This window comes from Streptomyces sp. NPDC024555 (genome assembly GCF_055559335.1).
On the sequence record NZ_JBVHKV010000001.1, the window covers coordinates 597,795 to 615,221 of the forward strand.

Here is a 17,427-nt window from a genome sequence, read left to right on the forward strand (position 1 = left end):
TGGTCAACTGCGATTTTAACCTCTTCCGGGCATGCGACCCGCCGACCGGCGTGAGTCTTCTCTCGCCGGCCGGCGGGCCGCTGTCCGTATGCGGAGTGCGACGCCTTCCTCCGGCGCCGGCGCGATCAGCCGCGGCGGGCTTCGGCCATTCGCTGCTCGGCGATCCGGTCGGCGGCGGCGGCCGGCGGGATTCCGTCTTCCTTCGCGCGCGCAAAGATGGCGAGCGTGGTGTCGAAGATCTTCGACGCCTTCGCCTTGCAGCGGTCGAAGTCGAACCCGTTCAGCTCGTCGGCGACCTGGATGACACCGCCGGCGTTCACCACGTAGTCGGGCGCGTACAGGATCGCGCGGTCCGCCAGGTCCTTCTCGACGCCCGGGTGCGCCAGCTGGTTGTTGGCCGCGCCGCAGACCACGGCGGCGGTGAGCACCGGGACGGTCGCGTCGTTCAGCGCGCCGCCGAGCGCGCACGGGGCGTAGACGTCCAGGCCCTCGGTCCGGATCAGCGCCTCGGTGTCCGCGGCGACGGCCACCTCCGGGTGCCGGTCGGTGATCCGGCGGACGGACTCCTCGCGCACATCGGTGATCACGACCTCGGCACCGTCGGAGAGCAGGTGCTCGACGAGGTGGTGCCCCACCTTGCCGACACCGGCGACCCCCACTTTCCGGCCACGCAGCGTCGGGTCGCCCCACAGGTGCTGGGCCGAGGCGCGCATGCCCTGGAAGACGCCGTACGCGGTGAGCACCGAGGAGTCGCCGGCGCCGCCGTTCTCGGGGGAGCGGCCGGTGGTCCAGCGGCACTCGCGGGCGACGACGTCCATGTCGGCGACATAGGTGCCGACGTCACAGGCCGTCACGTAGCGCCCGCCGAGCGAGGCGACGAAGCGGCCGTAGGCCAGCAGCAGTTCCTCGGACTTGATCTGCTCGGGGTCACCGATGATGACCGCCTTGCCGCCGCCGTGGCCGAGACCGGCCATGGCGTTCTTGTACGACATGCCGCGCGCCAGGTTCAGGGCGTCCGCGACGGCCTCCTGCTCGGAGGCGTACGGGTAGAAGCGGGTGCCGCCGAGGGCCGGGCCCAGAGCGGTGGAGTGGATGGCGATGACCGCCTTGAGACCGCTGGCGCGGTCCTGGCAGAGAACGACCTGTTCGTGGCCGCCCTGGTCCGAGTGGAACAGGGTGTGCAGTGCATCTACAGGCGCGCCGGTTACATCGGTCACTGTGGTGACTCCCAAGTACGAAGCGGCGGAAGGCCCTCCTGAAGGTGGGGAGAGCCCCGGACCGGCCGGTACGGACGGTCCGATGGGCAAGAGAGTAAGTCCTCCGGGGGCGCGGATCGGCGTGAGTGCCGTGGATCACCCACTACGGGAGTACGGGCGTGACACGATCGCTGCATGTCGGTGGTGTCTTCGGTGCGGGTTCCGTACGCGTCCTACCTCCGGGTCTACGAGCCGCTGGCCGCCTTCCCGGAGGCCGAGCGCGCGCACTGGACCCGTTACGCGAGCGGGGGGCGGATTCCCACCGCCCAGGACGAACTGCGGCGGTCGCTCGCGGACTTGGCGGCGACTCCGCCCGTGGGTGTGCCAGCGCACGAGAGCGGGGACGCGTTCGTCGCCGAGCTGGACGGTGTGGTGTGCGTCTGCCCGTGGCGGACCCGGCTGCGCGGCTGGCTGGCGCTGGACGCGCTGGCGGAGATGTTCCCCGGGCCGGTGCTCGACGCGGTGCTGCCCCCGGTGGTGCGCGGGCAGGCCGTCGCCGACCACGAGCGGTGGTCGGCGCGCAATCCGGACGCCCGGCCGTGGATCAGGACCGCGGTGTGGCAGGTGCCGGTGCGCTGGTTCGTGCTGTTCGCGGACGAGGAGCGGGACTACCGGGAGGCGGGCGGGGGCGGCGAGCCGGCCGTCCTGCGCTACCGGACGCCGATGGTCCAGGCCCGGCGGCGGCTGGCGCGGGGGCTGCGGACGCTGCGGGAGTCCATGGACGAGGGTCCGCTGACCGAGGGGCTGGTGGACGTGGGCCGCTGGCTGGAGGAGTTCCACCCCCGGGCCCTGGTGGAGCTGGACTACGGCGGGCTGGTGCACGCGCTGCCGGCGGAGCAGTTGCTGGCGGACCGGAGCGCGGCGGACGTCGCCGAGGGCATCGCGGCGCTCGGCGCCGGGGACGCGGAGCTGGCCGGTGAGGCGTACGCGCGTCTCGCGGAGCGCTGGAGGGCCGTGAGGGACCGTCAGTTCGCGAACTGACGCATGCTGAACCCGTGACGCGTGTGACACGTGTGGGTGAAGGTGCGGGAGCGTACGGGAGTGGTGTGGGACCTACGTCCCGAACCGGGCCTTTGCCTCAACCGTGATGGATAGCACTTACGGGGCCCTTGCGCCCTTCCCTACCCCTCGTGCCAAAATAGGACAAGGAGTCCGGGGAGGGCTCCATCCGTCCAAGTAAGGGCGGATTGCTCTGCATTGCACGCTATGGGGGGTCTGATGACTCCTGATCGCTCTGTGACTGATCGTCACGGTGGTGTGACTGTCCGCTATGGCATGGTCCATCGGCTTCCGTCGCTGATGAACACCTGGGAGGGCAATTCCATCGGTTTGGCCGACGTGGCTAGACGGATGGTGTAGTTGTAGTGCCGAGGACAAGCCGTTCGTCCTATAACCGACTCGGCCCGCGTCCGCCATTTCGGGCAACGTGGGTCAAGGTGCAGAATTTAGAGGAAAGAACCGAGATGGTTCGGTTCTCCCGAGGAGGCCGCTCATGACCGCTCGCACCCCTGATGCCGAGCCGCTGCTGACCCCGGCTGAGGTTGCCACGATGTTCCGCGTGGACCCGAAGACGGTGACCCGTTGGGCCAAGGCAGGCAAGCTCACGTCCATCCGCACGCTCGGTGGACATCGCCGGTACCGCGAGGCAGAGGTCCGCGCACTGCTTGCGGGTATTCCGCAGCAGCGCAGTGAGGCCTGATCCACCCCTGTCGCGCCGCTTCACCCCTGGGCTTTTGGGTCCCCCAACCCGACTGACCCACCCATAGCTCCATATGACGGGCGCCCGCCCCAACGGGCGCCGTACCTGTGTCTCACAGGCCTCGTCGTCAGATCGCGCTGGACTCCGCCGGGTCCAGCGCGATCTTTTTTTGTGCGCGCGGGGAGCCGGGCCGGCCCGGCGGAAAACCGGACGTCCGGTTGGCTCCGAGGGCCTTCAGGGAGCCTCGGAGCGCCCTTCCGGGACGCTTCCCGGGGTGCCGGCCGGGGCCGTGCGGAGCGTCGCGCATCCACCCCGAGGAGGCCGGACCGGGGCGGGACGGGGGTTCATGGGCGGACCCTCACCGAGTGGTGCAATTGCACATATTAAATTCGCCACTTGTAGGAAGGGCGTAAAGTCGACCCTTCTCAAAACTGATTGGGTGACACCCGTCACATCGCGCGACTCTTGCCAACTACGAGCCTGCCACTTCGTACCCATGGAAAGCCAAGCCATTGGTCACGCGGCGGGGGGACTTTCGTCCCGAGGCCAGGAGGACGCGGACCGGCCGCCGGGCGCGCGCCCCTGAGCCCCCGTCGGGTCACCCGCGCCACGGAGGCCCGTGACGGGCTCCACGGCCCGTGGAGGCGCCCCTGCGGCTGTGACGGGGCCCACGGCGGCCCCCGGCCCGCCCGCGCCCGTCACCGGCTCCATGGCCAGCCGCAGCAGCCGCGCGCACACCGCGCAGTGCCGGGTCAGATGGCGCAGACCGGCCGCCGCCGCCAGATGGGCGCGCAGCAGGGCGCGGATCTCGTGCCGGGGCTGCCGCCCGGAGGCCGGGGCCGGGGCCGGGAGCGGCTCGGGGACCGCGACGGGGCCGCGGTCCGGAACGGGGACCGGCTCGGGGAGGCCCGGTCCGCCCGGCAGGAACTCCTCGCCCGTGGATGCCGCCATCCGCGCCACCTCCCGGTGGATGCGTGCCGCCCCGCCCGGGAAACCGGGAGCAGCCCTGGTTTCTGAGTACTCGTCGCCCGCCACCGCAGTCAAGACGCGCGAAAGCCCGGATCCAGGGGATCCGGGCTTTCGTTACTGCGGTCCTGACGGGATTTGAACCCGCGGCCTCCACCTTGACAGGGTGGCGAGCACTCCAAACTGCTCCACAGGACCAGGTTTTCGCGGCGGCCTCGCGGCTGCCTGCGAAGACAGACTGTACAGGAGGCCGGCGGGTGCGGTCGAACTCACTCCTGGTGGTGGAGCCGTCACGCACCCGTGGTCACGGCCGCGTGCCCGCCGTGACCCGCCCGCCGGAGGACCGTTACGGCACGGCCGCGTCGATCGCCTTCACGATCCGCTTGTCGGAGACCGGGAACGCGGTGCCCAGCGCATGGGCGAAATAGCTGACCCGCAGCTCCTCGATCATCCAGCGGATGTCCAGGACCTCCTGAGGGACGGGCCGGCCCTTCGGCAGCTGCTCCAGCAGCCAGGCGTACTCGTCCTGCATCTCGTGGACCTTCTCCATGCGCGTGGTGTCGCGCTGGACGTTCGTCGGCATCTGCTGGAGCCGGCGGTCCTCGGCGACCAGATAGCGCATCAGGTCGGGCAGCCTGCGCAGCCCGGTCGCGGTGACGAAGCCGGGCGGCATCAGCCGGGCCAGATGGTCCCGTACGTCCGTGACGTTGTTGATCAGGACCAGGCTGTTGGTCGACTTCAGCCGGCGCTCGCAGGCCTGCCAGGCGGCGAGGATCTGCTGCACCTGGCCGATCGTGCGGACGGTCAGGTCCACCAGATCGGCGCGGACCTTGTCGAACAGCGTGCGGAACGACGCCTCGTCCCAGACGGGCCCGCCGTGGGCCGCGATGAGCCGGTCGGCGGCCGCGGTCGCGCAGTCCTCGAAGAGCGCCTGGACGGAGCCGTGCGGATTGCGGGAGAGGGCGAGCTTCTGCTGGTTCGTCAGGGTGTCCGAGGCGAACTTGGCCGGATTCACCGGGATGTTCAGCATGATCAGCTTCCGGGTGCCCCGCCACATGGCCTGCTGCTGCTCGGCCTCGCTGTCGAAGAGCCGGACGGCCACGGTCGCGCCCTGGTCGACGAGGGCCGGATAGGCCTTCACGGGCTGGCCCGCGCGCCGGGTCTCGAAGATCTTGTCCAGCGTGCCGATCGTCCAGTCCGTGAGGCCCGAACGCTCGATGGAGCTCCCGGACGGGCCCGCGGTCGCCGCGGCGGCCTTGGAGAGCGCCTGCCGGGCCTTCGGGCGCAGCTGGACGCGCAGCGCCTCCAGGTCCTTGTCCTCGGCGACCTTGCGCCGCCGTTCGTCGACGATCCGGAAGGTGATCTTGAGGTGGTCGGGGACGCGGCTCAGATCGAAGTCGTCCGCGGTGACCGGCACGCCGACCATCCGCTGGAGCTCCCGGGCCAGGGTCGCGGGCAGCGGTTCCTGGAGGGGCACGGCCCGGTCCAGGAACTTCTCCGCGTAGTTCGGCGCGGGGACGTAGTGCCGGCGGATCGGCTTGGGCAGCGAGCGGATCAGCTCGGTGACGACCTCCTCGCGCAGGCCCGGGATCTGCCAGTCGAAGCCCTCGGCGGTGACCTGGTTGAGCACCTGGAGCGGGATGTGGACGGTCACACCGTCGGCGTCCGCTCCGGGCTCGAACTGGTACGTCACACGGAACTTGAGCTTCCCCTGGCGCCAGGAGTCCGGGTAGTCGTCCTTGGTGACCGCGCCGGCCTTCTCGTTGATGAGCATGGAGCGCTCGAAGTCGAGCGCGTCCGGCTCCTCGCGGCGCTTGTGCTTCCACCAGGAGTCGAAGTGCGCGCCGGAGACGACGTGGTCCGGGATGCGCTGGTCGTAGAAGTCGAAGAGCGTCTCGTCGTCCACGAGGATGTCGCGGCGCCGGGCGCGGTGCTCCAGCTCCTCGACCTCGCCGAGCAGTTTGCGGTTGTCGTGGAAGAACTGGTGGTGCGTGCGCCAGTCGCCCTCGACCAGGGCGTTGCGGATGAAGAGGTCCCGCGAGGCCTCCTGGTCGATCCGGCCGAAATTGATCTTGCGCTGGGCGATGATCGGTACGCCGTAGAGCGTGACCCGTTCGAACGCCATGACCGCCGCCTGGTCCTTCTCCCAGTGCGGTTCGCTGTAGGTGCGCTTCAGCAGGTGCTGGGCCAGCGGCTCGATCCACTCGGGCTCGACCCGGGCGTTGACCCGGGCCCAGAGCCGGGAGGTCTCCACCAGCTCGGCCGACATCACGAAGCGGGGCTGCTTCTTGAACAGCGCCGAGCCGGGGAAGATCGCGAACTTGGCGCTGCGGGCGCCGAGATACTCGTTCTTCTCGGTGTCCTTCAGCCCGATGTGCGAGAGCAGACCGGCCAGCAGCGAGGTGTGCACCGACTGCTCGGGCGCGTCCTCCTCATTGAGCGAGATGCCCATCTGCTTCGCCACCGTGCGCAACTGCGCGTAGATGTCCTGCCATTCGCGGATGCGCAGGAAGTTCAGGTACTCCTGCTTGCACATCCGGCGGAAGCTGGAGGAGCCCCGCTCCTTCTGCTGCTCGCGGAGGTAGCGCCACAGGTTCAGGTAGGCCAGGAAGTCCGAGGTCTCGTCCTTGAACCGGGCGTGCTGCTGGTCGGCCTGGGTCTGCTTCTCGGCCGGGCGCTCGCGCGGGTCCTGGATGGAGAGCGCGGCGGCGATGACCATGACCTCACGGACGCAGCCGTTCCGGTCCGCTTCGACGACCATGCGGGCGAGCCGGGGGTCGACGGGAAGCTGGGAGAGCTTGCGGCCGAGCGGGGTGAGCCTCTTCTTGGGGTCCTTCTCCGCCGGGTCCAGCGCGCCCAGCTCCTGGAGCAGCTGCACACCGTCGCGGATGTTGCGGTGGTCCGGCGGGTCGATGAAGGGGAACTTCTCGATGTCGCCGAGACCGGCCGCGGTCATCTGGAGGATGACGGAGGCCAGGTTCGTCCGCAGGATCTCCGCGTCGGTGAACTCCGGACGGGTCAGGAAGTCGTCCTCGGAGTACAGCCGGATGCAGACGCCGTCCGACGTACGGCCGCAGCGGCCCTTGCGCTGGTTGGCGCTGGCCTGGGAGATCCGCTCGATCGGCAGCCGCTGGACCTTGGTGCGGTGGCTGTAGCGGGAGATACGGGCGGTGCCCGGGTCGATCACGTACTTGATGCCCGGAACGGTCAGCGAGGTCTCCGCGACGTTGGTCGCCAGAACGATCCTGCGCCCGGTGTGGCGCTGGAAGACCCGGTGCTGTTCGGCGTGCGAGAGGCGCGCGTAGAGGGGGAGCACCTCGGTGTTCCGCAGATGGCGTTTGCCGAGGGCGTCGGCGGTGTCGCGGATCTCCCGCTCGCCGGAGAGGAAGACCAGGACGTCGCCGGGGCCCTCGGACTGCAGCTCGTCGACGGCGTCGCAGATCGCGGTGATCTGGTCGCGGTCGGCGTCCTCGCCGTCCTCTTCGAGGAGCGGCCGGTAGCGCACCTCGACCGGGTACGTCCGCCCGCTGACCTCGATGATCGGGGCGTCGCCGAAGTGGCGCGAGAAGCGCTCCGGGTCGATGGTCGCGGAGGTGACGACGACCTTCAGATCGGGGCGCTGGGGCAGCAGCCTGGCCAGATAGCCGAGCAGGAAGTCGATGTTCAACGACCGCTCGTGGGCCTCGTCGATGATGATCGTGTCGTACGCGAGCAGCTCGCGGTCCGTCTGGATCTCGGCGAGCAGGATGCCGTCCGTCATCAGCTTGACGAAGGTCGCGTCCTGGTTGACCTGGTCGGTGAAGCGCACCTTCCAGCCGACCGCCTCGCCCAGCGGGGTGTCCAGCTCCTCGGCGACGCGCTCGGCCACCGTGCGCGCGGCGATCCGGCGCGGCTGGGTGTGCCCGATCATGCCCCGGACGCCCCGGCCCAGCTCCATACAGATCTTGGGGATCTGGGTGGTCTTGCCGGAGCCGGTCTCGCCCGCGACGATCACGACCTGGTGGTCGCGTATCGCCTCCAGGATCTCGTCCTTCTTCTGGCTGACCGGGAGCTGCGGGGGATACGAAACGGCGGGCACCCGCCCCGCGCGCAGCGCGAGCCGTTCGGCGCCCTTGCCGGCCTGGGCGGCGATCTCGTCCAGCACGGCCTGCCGGGCCTCGGGCTTGCGGATGCGGCGGGCGCCTTCGAGACGGCGGCCGAGCCGGTGCGCGTCGCGGAGCGAGAGCTGTCCGAGCTGGGACTGGAGATCGGCGAAGGAAGTAGACATACGGACCCCAGGATCTCACCCGGGCCCGAGGAACGGCGAGCGTATTTCGTGCGGCCCCGGTCACCCGCGGGGCGCACGACGGCGTACGCGCGCGGCGTGCGGGGGCCCGGGGAGCCTCGCACGGGCAACGACGAAGGCCCCGTCCTGTGGACGGGGCCTTCGGAAGGTGGCTGGGGCCGGGATCGAACCGGCGACCTATCGCTTTTCAGGCGATCGCTCGTACCAACTGAGCTACCCAGCCACGCAGCTCGTACAAGCTGCAGCGGTCCTGACGGGATTTGAACCCGCGGCCTCCACCTTGACAGGGTGGCGAGCACTCCAAACTGCTCCACAGGACCAAGCAATGTGCGAGAACAAGTCTCGCACACGGTAAAGCGTGCCCCCAACGGGATTCGAACCCGTGCTACCGCCTTGAAAGGGCGGCGTCCTGGGCCACTAGACGATGAGGGCTAAGGGCCCACCTGCGCGCTTTCCAGCGCGTCGGGGACGTGAGAAGCATATGGGATGCCGGGGGGTATCGCCAAAACGGTTTACGGGGAGGGTGCGGAGGGCGTCGGCGGGGCCGGTGCGTCCTTGGGCAGATGGCGGCTGACCTCGGCGGTCGTCAGGCCGAGTCCGCCCAGGGTGATCTCGTCCCAGGCCTGGAGCGTGCGGGTCGAACGGTCCAGATAGAGCACCGACGCCAGAACCTGTTCGGGCTTCTTGTTCTGTACGGCCCGCAGTCCGCCGCCGCCCGTGGACCCCTCGACCATCAGCCGGGTGCCGCCCTTCATGACCTCGTTCTGCCGGTGGTGCACATGGCCGGCCAGCACCAGGGGGACCGCCCCGTCGGTCTGCCGGGCCGCCTCGGGCTCGTGGGCGACGGCGATGTCGGCCGGGGTGCCGGCCCGGCGCTGGGCCCCGAGGCCGGCGGCCAGCCGGAGCCCGGCGGTCCGCTGGACGTCGCCGGCCTGTTCGGGGCCGGTGCGGTCGGGGGTGAACTGCGGGTCCCCGATGCCCGCGACGCGTACCCCGCCGACGTTCACGGCGCGCCCCTCGTCCAGCACCCGCACGTTCGGGAACCGCTTCCTGTTCTCCAGATACGTCTGCGTCACGGCGGAGTCGTGGTTGCCCCGGACCCAGACATAGGGCGCGCCGAGGTCGGCGATCGGGTCGAGGAAGCTGTTCTCGACGGCCGCCCCGTGGTCCATCGTGTCGCCGGAGTCGATGATCACGTCGATGCCGTACTGCTCGACGAGCGAGCCGATGATGTGCCAGGCGGCCGGGTTGAGGTGGATGTCGGAGACGTGCAGCACCCGGAGGGTGGCGGGGTCCGGGCGGTAGACGGGGAGCGTCGAGGTGGCGTCGTAGAGCTTGGTCACGTTGGTGACGAGCCGGGCCAGCTCCTGCTGGTAGACGTCGAAGTCGCTGACGATCGAGCGGGCGTCGCCGACGACGGACGGGGCGCTGGAGAGCAGCCCGGAGAACTTCGGCTCCAGGACGGACTTCGGGTTCCAGGTGGCGTACGCGCCGATCCCCGAGGCGGCCAGCAGGGTCAGCGCCAGCCCGCCGGCCGCGAGGGCGCGGCGGGGCCTGCGGTACACGGCGAGGCCGAGCGCGGTGGCTCCGGAGACGACCGCGACGCAGGAGCGCACGGCCAGTTCGCGCGCCCCGGCGCTGACGTCGCCGGTGACCTCGTCCTCCAGTCCGGCCAGCCGTTCGGGGTGCTGGACCAGGGCCTCGGAGCGGATCGGGTCGAGGCGGTCGACGTCGACGTCGAGGCGGACCGGGGCGTGGTGCGAGTCCAGTTCCAGGGCGCCCAGCGGTGACACGTTGATCTTGGTGCCGCCGCTGAGGGAGGGGCGCAGCGTCATGGTCGTGTCCATCGGGCCGACCGGGGTGCGGACGCTGCCGACCGCGAGCAGTCCGAGCCAGGCCCCCAGCAGGACGACGGCGACCAGCCCCAGCGCGCGGACGAAGGGGCGCGGCGCGGCGCCGGGCAGGCCGCCGGTGCGGGGGCGCCGGCCGGTGCGGGGGCGGATGAGGTGCCGTACGCGGACTGCTGCGGCACGGAACGGGTCGCGGGCCATTGGGCGCGTATGCCCCAGGAGGGAAGCGGATATGCGCGTATGCCGCGCGGGGACACGTCCGGGGGCGGTACGGGACAATGACGGGGTGCTGGAGATGACGCGGGAAGCGTTCGAGGAACTGGTCGGCGAGGCGCTGGACCGGATCCCGCCGGAGCTCACCCGGCTGATGGACAACGTCGCGGTGTTCGTCGAGGACGAGCCGGAGGCGGACGATCCGGAGCTGCTCGGTCTGTACGAGGGCACGCCCCTGACCGAGCGCGGGGAGTGGTACGCGGGCGTGCTGCCGGACCGCATCACCATCTACCGGGGGCCGACGCTGCGCATGTGCGAGACGCGCGAGGACGTGGTGGCCGAGACGGAGATCACGGTCGTCCACGAGATCGCCCACCACTTCGGCATCGACGACGAGAGGCTGCACGCGCTGGGTTACGGGTGAGGGGCGCGCCCCGGTTCTCGCGGGGGCGCGGACGGGGGCGCGGGCGCCGTCGGCGCGGCAGTCGGCGGCCGGGGCGTGTCCCCGGCGGGGCGGCGGGAGTTGGGCAGAGCGCTCCCCGGCTCGTTCTCGCGGGGCCCCGACCTTCTTCGCGCCCCGGAGGTGCCCCCGTGCGCCAGTTGTCCGTCCCCGTCCGCTGGGCGGCCGTCACGCTGGTGACGGCCGCCGCGTCCACCGGCTGCATGAGCATCGGCTCCGGCGGCGGCAGCCCCGAGCCCTCGCGCTCCGCCGCGCCGAAGGGGTCGGCCGAGGAGCCCGCCGGAGCCACCGTGGCCGGGACGGGGCGGGCGCGCACCGGGGGCGGCGCGGGGGCGCACTCCGGGCAGGAGGCCGGCCGGTCCGCCGACCCCAGTGCCTCGGCCGCCCCCTCGGACAGTCCCGGGGCGACACCGGACTCGCGCGGTCCGGGCGGGTCCGGCGGGCATCCGGCGCCGACGCCCCCGGAGCCGGGGAAGGGGCCCGGAAAGGGGCCGGGCGCCCCGGAGCACTCGGAGCCGCCGGCTCCGTCCGACCCCGGCCCGGGGGCCTCGGAGAGCCCCGAGCCGTCCGTACCGCCGGAGCCCGAGCCGGAGCACTCCGAGCCGCCGGCACCCTCGGCCTCGCCCGCCGCGCAGCTGCGCTCCGACTCCGCGCAGTCCTCCGAGGGGGTCTACGCGCTGCGGACTCCGCGGGCATCGCCGCAGGTGGGGCCGGTCTGAGCGGGGGTCCGGACGGGGGCGGCTTGCGCAATGCGGGTGAGAGTGCGTATGGTGGTAGATCGTTTGATCCCATTGCCCGGCGCCGACACAGAAGAGCGCCGTGTGGCGCGTACTCTCCCTTGCCGTGGCTGGACCGCATTGAGGCGGTCGAAATTGCGAATCACGGAGTTACGGGCGCGTGCCGAGACTCCGGAAGGTTTCGCATTTCGCATGTCAATTTCCAGCTCTGACCGCACCGTCATGCCCGAGAACGTCGAGAACGACGAGCTCGCCGAGGTGGCGAAGGCCGCCGAGGCCGCCGTCGCCGAGCAGTCCGACGTCATCGAGGCCGACGCCTCCGAGGCCGAGCAGGCCGGTTCCGCCGACGCGGCGGACGCCGAGCCGACCATCACCTTCGCCGACCTGGGCCTGCCCGAGGGCATCGTCCGCAAGCTCGCGCAGAACGGGGTGACCGCCCCGTTCCCGATCCAGGCGGCGACCATCCCGGACGCCCTGTCCGGCAAGGACATCCTGGGCCGCGGCCGCACCGGCTCCGGCAAGACCCTCTCCTTCGGTCTGCCGACCCTGTCCGCGCTGGCGGGCGGGCGCACCGAGAAGAAGAAGCCCCGCGCCATCATCCTCACCCCGACCCGTGAGCTCGCGATGCAGGTCGCGGACGCGCTCCAGCCGTACGGCGACGTGCTCGGCCTGAAGATGAAGGTCGTCTGCGGCGGTACGTCGATGGGCAACCAGATCTACGCCCTGGAGCGCGGTGTCGACATCCTCGTCGCCACCCCGGGCCGGCTGCGCGACATCATCAACCGCGGCGCCTGCTCCCTGGAGGACGTCCAGGTCGCGGTGCTCGACGAGGCCGACCAGATGTCGGACCTGGGCTTCCTGCCCGAGGTCACCGAACTGCTCGACCAGATCCCGGGCGGCGGCCAGCGCATGCTCTTCTCCGCCACCATGGAGAACGAGATCAGCACCCTGGTCAAGCGCTACCTGACCGACCCGGTCACCCACGAGGTCGACTCCGCCCAGGGCAACGTGTCGACGATGTCGCACCACGTCCTGGTCGTGAAGCCGAAGGACAAGGCGCCGGTCACCGCCGCCATCGCCGCCCGCAAGGGCCGCACCATCATCTTCGTCCGCACCCAGCTGGGCGCCGACCGCATCGCCGAGCAGCTCATCGAGTCCGGTGTGAAGGCCGACGCGCTGCACGGCGGCATGACGCAGGGTGCGCGCACCCGCGTCCTGGAGGACTTCAAGAAGGGCTACGTCAACGCCCTGGTCGCCACCGACGTCGCCGCCCGCGGTATCCACGTCGACGGCATCGACCTGGTGCTGAACGTGGACCCGGCCGGTGACCACAAGGACTACCTGCACCGCTCGGGCCGTACCGCCCGCGCCGGCAAGTCCGGTGTCGTCGTCTCGCTGGCGCTGCCGCACCAGCGCCGCCAGATCTTCCGGCTGATGGAGGACGCGGGCGTCGACGCCTCGCGCCACATGGTCCAGGGCGCGGGCGTCTTCGAGCCGGAGGTCGCCGAGATCACCGGCGCCCGTTCGCTCACCGAGGTCCAGGCCGACTCCGCGAACAACGCCGCCAAGCAGGCCGAGCGCGAGGCCGCCGACCTGACCAAGCAGCTGGAGCGCGTCCAGCGCCGTGCCGTGGAGCTGCGCGAGGAGGCCGACCGTCTGGTCGCCCGCGCCGCCCGTGAGCGGGGCGAGGACCCCGAGGCCGCCGTGGCCGAGGTCACCGCCGAGGCGGAGGCCGCCCTGCTGGCCGCCACCTCGGTCCCGGAGCAGCCGGCCGGCCGCGACGAGCGCGGCAACTACGAGCGCCGTGACAACCGGGGCGACCGTGGCGGCTTCCGCCGCGACGACCGCCGTGACGACCGTCGGGACGACCGGGGTGGTCGTTCCTTCGAGCGTCGTGACAACGACCGTCCGTCGTTCCGTGACCGTCGTGACGACCGTCCGTCGGGCGGCGACCGTGGCGGCTTCCGCCGCGACGACCGCCGTGACGACCGTCGGGACGACCGGGGTGGTCGTTCCTTCGAGCGCCGTGACAACGACCGTCCGTCGTTCCGTGACCGTCGTGACGACCGTCCCTCGGGCGGCGACCGTGGCGGCTTCCGCCGCGACGACCGCCGCGACGACCGTCGGGACGACCGGGGCGGCCGCCCCTTCGAGCGTCGTGACAACGACCGTCCGTCGTTCCGCGACCGCCGCGACGACCGCCCGTCCGGTGGCTACCGCTCCGGCGGCAGCGACCGTCCGTTCAACCGCGACCGCCGCGACGACCGCCCCTCGGGCGGCTACCGCTCGGACCGCCCGACCGGCCGCCGCGACGACCACCGGGGCACCGGCACCAACACCGGTTCCTTCGGCCGCCGCGACGACAAGCCGCGCTGGAAGCGCAACGGCTGATCCCCGGCGCCGCACCGCCTGAACCGAAGGGCCCTGCCCGATGCACCGCATCGGGCAGGGCCCTTCGGCGTTCCCGTCCGGGCGTCGCGTTCCGGCGCACTTCAGGCCCGTGGCCCGCTGCGAATCTCGGTACCAGGGCCTGGGCGGCTGCTGTTATGGTCACGTCACTTGCATGGGGGGTCGGGCCGGGGGGCTTTTCTTCGCGCAGACCGCGGCACACGCTGCCGCGTCCTCCCCATGTTTTTCGAAGATGTCCGGGAGGGGCTCGGTTTGAGACGTCATATGGCTGTGCGCAGTGCTGTCGCCGTGGTTGCGGCAGTGGGGATCAGCGCTGGATTCGTACCGCTGTCCGCGGAACCCGCGCGAGCGGCGACGAGCGAAGAGGTGGTCTTCCCGGCCGATGTCGCCGCGCAGCCGAGAAAGGTCGTCCCGCTGTCCGCGGGGCCCACGGGTTTCCTGCGGTACGAAGAGGGACGCGGCCAGTTCTGGAGTACGTACGGCGGCGAGGACCTCATCATCTACAACGACTCCGAGGGGCCCGACGCCGACGGCACCTACGGGGCCGGAGCGGATGTCGTGGCCGCTCCCCTGTACCAGGGGTGGTCCCGACCGGAGCAGATTCGGCTGTACAACCCCGTGGCTGGGGCGAACACCTACGTGGACCTCCCTACCGGGCACACGTACGTGGGTACGTACGGCACAACCGTGGTGAGCTACAGCCGCACCGACGCCGAGGCGGCCCCCGAGTGGCATCTTCTGCGGCTCGTGAACGGGGTCGTCCGGGAGACCGGGGTCGTCGGATGGCCCGAAGGCGCCGAGCGGCCGCTCAAGGCCGTCACCGGGGGAGCCGACGGAATCCTCGTCCAGTACGGACAGGGCGGCCGCCAACGGCCGTTGTGGATCTCGCTCTCCACGGGCCGGGCCCAACCGGTGGGCCCCGACGTCACCGCCGGATCGGTTTCGACGGTCACGTCACCGGACCAGGTCGTTGAGTGGACCGAGGACGGCAAGGCGACGTTCTACGCGAAGGACGGCGACGCACCGACCGGCCCCCTCGCCGTGAGCCGGGTGGTGGATCTTCCGTACGGGAAGGGCGACAGGCTGCTCGGCGTGGTGGGGGACCGCCTGGTGGTGGCGCGCGCCTCGGGCCAGGACGGTTCGACCCCGTACGGTCTCGTGGGTGTGCCGCTGGACGGCGGGGCCGAGGAGACGCTCCTCGCGTACGGCCGGGCCGACGCCATGCCGACCCCGGACGGTGGGCTGCTCGTGGTGGGGGGGTCCGCCCCGGACCGGCTGGGCGTGCAGGTGATGCGGCCCGGAGCCGACGGGCCGACGGTGGGCAAGCTGAAGGACGTCACGCCTGCGACCTCCCGGCCGAGGGCGCTCAGCTTCAGTCAGGGGGCGCTCGAATCGCTGGAGGTCATGCCCGGCCAGCGCAACGCCTTCCGGTCGCGGACGGTCAGCGTCTCGGGCCCGCCGGCCGCCGGCTCCACCGGTCCGGCCGGTGACCGCGGCTTCGACCTGTCGGAGTGCACGGACACCGGGGGGTGCCCGACCCTGACCGCGACGGGTGACGGGCGCACTGTGATCAGGCCGGCGCCGAGCGGCGGCGCCGACGAGATGCCCTCGGTGGTGGCGCCGGGGGGAGCCACGGCGGTGCCCCTGAGGATTCCTGGTCTCGCCTGGTTCCAGGTCGCGGATGTGTCGGGCCGTTACGCACTGGGCCTCGGCGGCCGGACGGACGGAGAGGACACCGGCGCCGTCACCGTCGATCTCGACACCGGGACACAACTGGCGAGCCTGCCCGTGGACGCCAGCGACTCCGACCTGTACGGGGACCGGGTGTGGAGCGCAGGCACGGTGGCCGGAACGGTCGTCGCCCGTGACGTCAGGACGGGTGAGGTCGCGCAGACCGTCGACCTCGGCACGGGATGCAAAGCGGAGGGTGTCAAGGTCCTGACGCACTGGCTCAGTTGGTGGTGCGCCGGAAGCCCTGCGCGAGGCGGTGTCTTCGATCTCGACACGAAGCGGAACGTGACGCACACCGATCCGGTGTCCGTCCTCGGCGACGGATACGTCGCCTGGCGCAACGGCGGCGACGTGCGGATCACCGACGTCCGGGGCACGGACCCCGTACCGGTGCACACCTACCGGATGACCGGTGACGGGGAGCGCGAAGAGCAGTACGCGATCGACACCGGGACCGGGCGGATCGCCTATCAGCGGGAGGCCGACGGGGACATCACCGTGGCGGATCTCGGCATCCCCGCCTCGCCCATGACCCGGATCGACTCGGACGTGCCGGCGGCGGCGTCGGTGCGGGGCGGTGTCCCGTCCTGGACGGCCCGCTGGTGGCTGTCGAAGCCGGCCGCGTCCTGGCAGATGACGGTGAAGAGCAAGATCAGCGGTGCCACGGTCCGGACGCTCACGGGCGGCGAGGCGCGCGGTCTGCTGAAGGCGGTGTGGGACGGCAAGGACGCGTCCGGCCGGTTCGTCGCCAACGGCGCGTACACCTGGACGCTTTCGGCGAAGCCCGCCGACGGGCAGGGCGCCGACCTCACGGCCTCGGGCTCGGTGAAGCTGTCCGGCGGCGCCGCCGTCCACCGCGACTTCGTCGGCGACGACGGCTTCGGCGACCTCCTCGCGATCACCCCGGCGGGCGTCGCCGACTTCCGCGCCGGCACCGGCACGGGGTCGGGCTCCGTGGACGCGAAGGTGTCGGGTCCCGGCTGGACCGTCGCGAACACCGTGACCGCGGCCGTCCCGTTCGAGGACGTGAGCGGCGACCGCCGGTGCAACGACGTACTGGTGCGGGTGAAGAGCGGTGAGCTGCGGACCTACAAGCCCGCCTGCGGCGCCGCGCTGACTCCCTCGACGCCGTACACGAAGGTCGGCCTCGGCTGGAACGTCTACGACGCGCTGACGTCGCCGGGCGATCTGACCGGTGACGGCCGGGCGGACCTGATCGCGCGGGAGACGTCCACGGGCCTTCTCTTCCTGTACGAGAGCAAGGGCGTCGGCGTCTTCGCGTCCCGGGTGCAGATCGGCAAGGGCTGGAAGGGCTACCTCCTGGCGGGCGCCGGTGATCTGAACGGTGACGGCACGTCCGACCTGCTGGCGCGGGACCCGTCCGGGGTGCTGTGGCGCTACCCGACGACCGGGACGGGGACGCTGGGGGCCCGGGTGCGCGTCGGCGGCGGCTGGCAGGTGTACGACGCGCTGGCGGGTGTGGGCGACATCAGCGGGGACGGGAAGGCGGATCTGCTGGCCCGGGACACGGACGGGGTGCTGTGGTCCTACCGGGGCGACGGCAAGGGCCTGTTCGCGGCGCGGGCGCGGGTCGGCGGCGGCTGGAAGATGTACTCCACGCTGGCCTGACGAACGCCCGGACGATCTGACTCCGGGGAGCGCACGGGGCCCGAAGGATCTGATTCCGGGCGGTGCGGGGGCCCGTACGGCGGATGACGCCGTGCGGGCCCCCGCCGCTTTGAACGGGTTCGAAACACGCTGTCGGGATGTCGGGGACGGCTGTTAAAGTCGCCGCATCTGCTCGGGGGTGGTGGTGCGAGC

10 protein-coding genes and 4 tRNA genes are annotated in these 17,427 nt (G+C 71.4%); 6 read left to right on the forward strand and 8 right to left on the reverse strand.

The genetic code is table 11. The features are described from left to right. Nucleotides 1-125: 125 nt before the first annotated feature. On the reverse strand, nucleotides 126-1,217 hold the full coding sequence (locus ACZ4FH_RS02480) for a Leu/Phe/Val dehydrogenase (protein WP_467301695.1): 1,092 nt from the start codon (nucleotides 1,215-1,217) through the stop codon (nucleotides 126-128). 174 nt (nucleotides 1,218-1,391) lie between these two features. Here ACZ4FH_RS02480 and ACZ4FH_RS02485 point away from each other — a divergent pair, with 174 nt between their 5' ends. Then, entirely contained in the window at nucleotides 1,392-2,237 is an 846-nt protein-coding gene (locus ACZ4FH_RS02485; protein ID WP_467301696.1) for a DUF8083 family protein, read from the forward strand. Between the two features lie 511 nt (nucleotides 2,238-2,748). Further along, on the forward strand, nucleotides 2,749-2,955 hold the full coding sequence (gene bldC / locus ACZ4FH_RS02490) for a developmental transcriptional regulator BldC (RefSeq protein ID WP_003949541.1): 207 nt from the start codon (nucleotides 2,749-2,751) through the stop codon (nucleotides 2,953-2,955). 516 nt (nucleotides 2,956-3,471) lie between these two features. Here the strand turns inward: bldC and ACZ4FH_RS02495 are convergent. The 7 genes from ACZ4FH_RS02495 to ACZ4FH_RS02525 form a co-directional block, all read right to left on the reverse strand. Then, nucleotides 3,472-3,762 carry a DUF6274 family protein gene (locus tag ACZ4FH_RS02495; protein WP_467301739.1) on the reverse strand — a complete coding sequence of 97 codons (291 nt, stop codon included), beginning with the start codon at nucleotides 3,760-3,762 and terminating at the stop codon, nucleotides 3,472-3,474. A 282-nt stretch (nucleotides 3,763-4,044) separates the two neighbouring features. Next, nucleotides 4,045-4,119 (reverse strand) — tRNA-Asp (locus ACZ4FH_RS02500). Between the two features lie 148 nt (nucleotides 4,120-4,267). Continuing rightward, nucleotides 4,268-8,188: an ATP-dependent RNA helicase HrpA gene (gene hrpA / locus ACZ4FH_RS02505; RefSeq protein WP_467301697.1), complete on the reverse strand. Its 3,921-nt coding sequence runs from the start codon at nucleotides 8,186-8,188 to the stop codon at nucleotides 4,268-4,270. Between the two features lie 167 nt (nucleotides 8,189-8,355). Next, a tRNA-Phe gene (locus ACZ4FH_RS02510) sits at nucleotides 8,356-8,429 on the reverse strand. A gap of 22 nt (nucleotides 8,430-8,451) precedes the next feature. Continuing rightward, nucleotides 8,452-8,526, reverse strand: a tRNA-Asp gene (locus ACZ4FH_RS02515). A gap of 39 nt (nucleotides 8,527-8,565) precedes the next feature. Continuing rightward, a tRNA-Glu gene (locus tag ACZ4FH_RS02520) sits at nucleotides 8,566-8,638 on the reverse strand. 80 nt (nucleotides 8,639-8,718) lie between these two features. Beyond that, nucleotides 8,719-10,257: a metallophosphoesterase family protein gene (locus ACZ4FH_RS02525; RefSeq protein WP_467301698.1), complete on the reverse strand. Its 1,539-nt coding sequence runs from the start codon at nucleotides 10,255-10,257 to the stop codon at nucleotides 8,719-8,721. Nucleotides 10,258-10,342: 85 nt separating this feature from the next. Here ACZ4FH_RS02525 and ACZ4FH_RS02530 point away from each other — a divergent pair, with 85 nt between their 5' ends. The 4 genes from ACZ4FH_RS02530 to ACZ4FH_RS02545 all read left to right on the forward strand — a co-directional run bounded on the left by ACZ4FH_RS02530 (nucleotide 10,343) and on the right by ACZ4FH_RS02545 (nucleotide 17,235). Beyond that, the gene (locus ACZ4FH_RS02530) at nucleotides 10,343-10,693 is read left to right on the forward strand and encodes a metallopeptidase family protein (RefSeq protein ID WP_383632010.1); all 351 of its coding nucleotides are present in this window, start codon (nucleotides 10,343-10,345) and stop codon (nucleotides 10,691-10,693) included. Nucleotides 10,694-10,860: 167 nt separating this feature from the next. Continuing rightward, a complete protein-coding gene (locus ACZ4FH_RS02535) occupies nucleotides 10,861-11,448 on the forward strand; it encodes a hypothetical protein (protein WP_467301699.1) in 588 nt (195 codons plus the stop codon). A 240-nt stretch (nucleotides 11,449-11,688) separates the two neighbouring features. Then, nucleotides 11,689-13,857, forward strand: coding sequence for a DEAD/DEAH box helicase (locus tag ACZ4FH_RS02540; RefSeq protein ID WP_467301741.1), 2,169 nt, complete (start codon nucleotides 11,689-11,691; stop codon nucleotides 13,855-13,857). 318 nt (nucleotides 13,858-14,175) lie between these two features. Next, a complete protein-coding gene (locus tag ACZ4FH_RS02545) occupies nucleotides 14,176-17,235 on the forward strand; it encodes an FG-GAP-like repeat-containing protein (RefSeq protein WP_467301700.1) in 3,060 nt (1,019 codons plus the stop codon). Nucleotides 17,236-17,427: the final 192 nt, after the last annotated feature.

Coding starts and splice junctions, on each gene's coding strand:
- ACZ4FH_RS02540 (WP_467301741.1), top strand. CDS start 11,689: ATGCCCGAGAACGTCGAGAACGACGAGCTCGCCGAGGTGGCGAAGGCC.
- hrpA (WP_467301697.1), bottom strand. CDS start 8,188: ATGTCTACTTCCTTCGCCGATCTCCAGTCCCAGCTCGGACAGCTCTCG.
- bldC (WP_003949541.1), top strand. CDS start 2,749: ATGACCGCTCGCACCCCTGATGCCGAGCCGCTGCTGACCCCGGCTGAG.
- ACZ4FH_RS02525 (WP_467301698.1), bottom strand. CDS start 10,257: ATGGCCCGCGACCCGTTCCGTGCCGCAGCAGTCCGCGTACGGCACCTC.
- ACZ4FH_RS02485 (WP_467301696.1), top strand. CDS start 1,392: ATGTCGGTGGTGTCTTCGGTGCGGGTTCCGTACGCGTCCTACCTCCGG.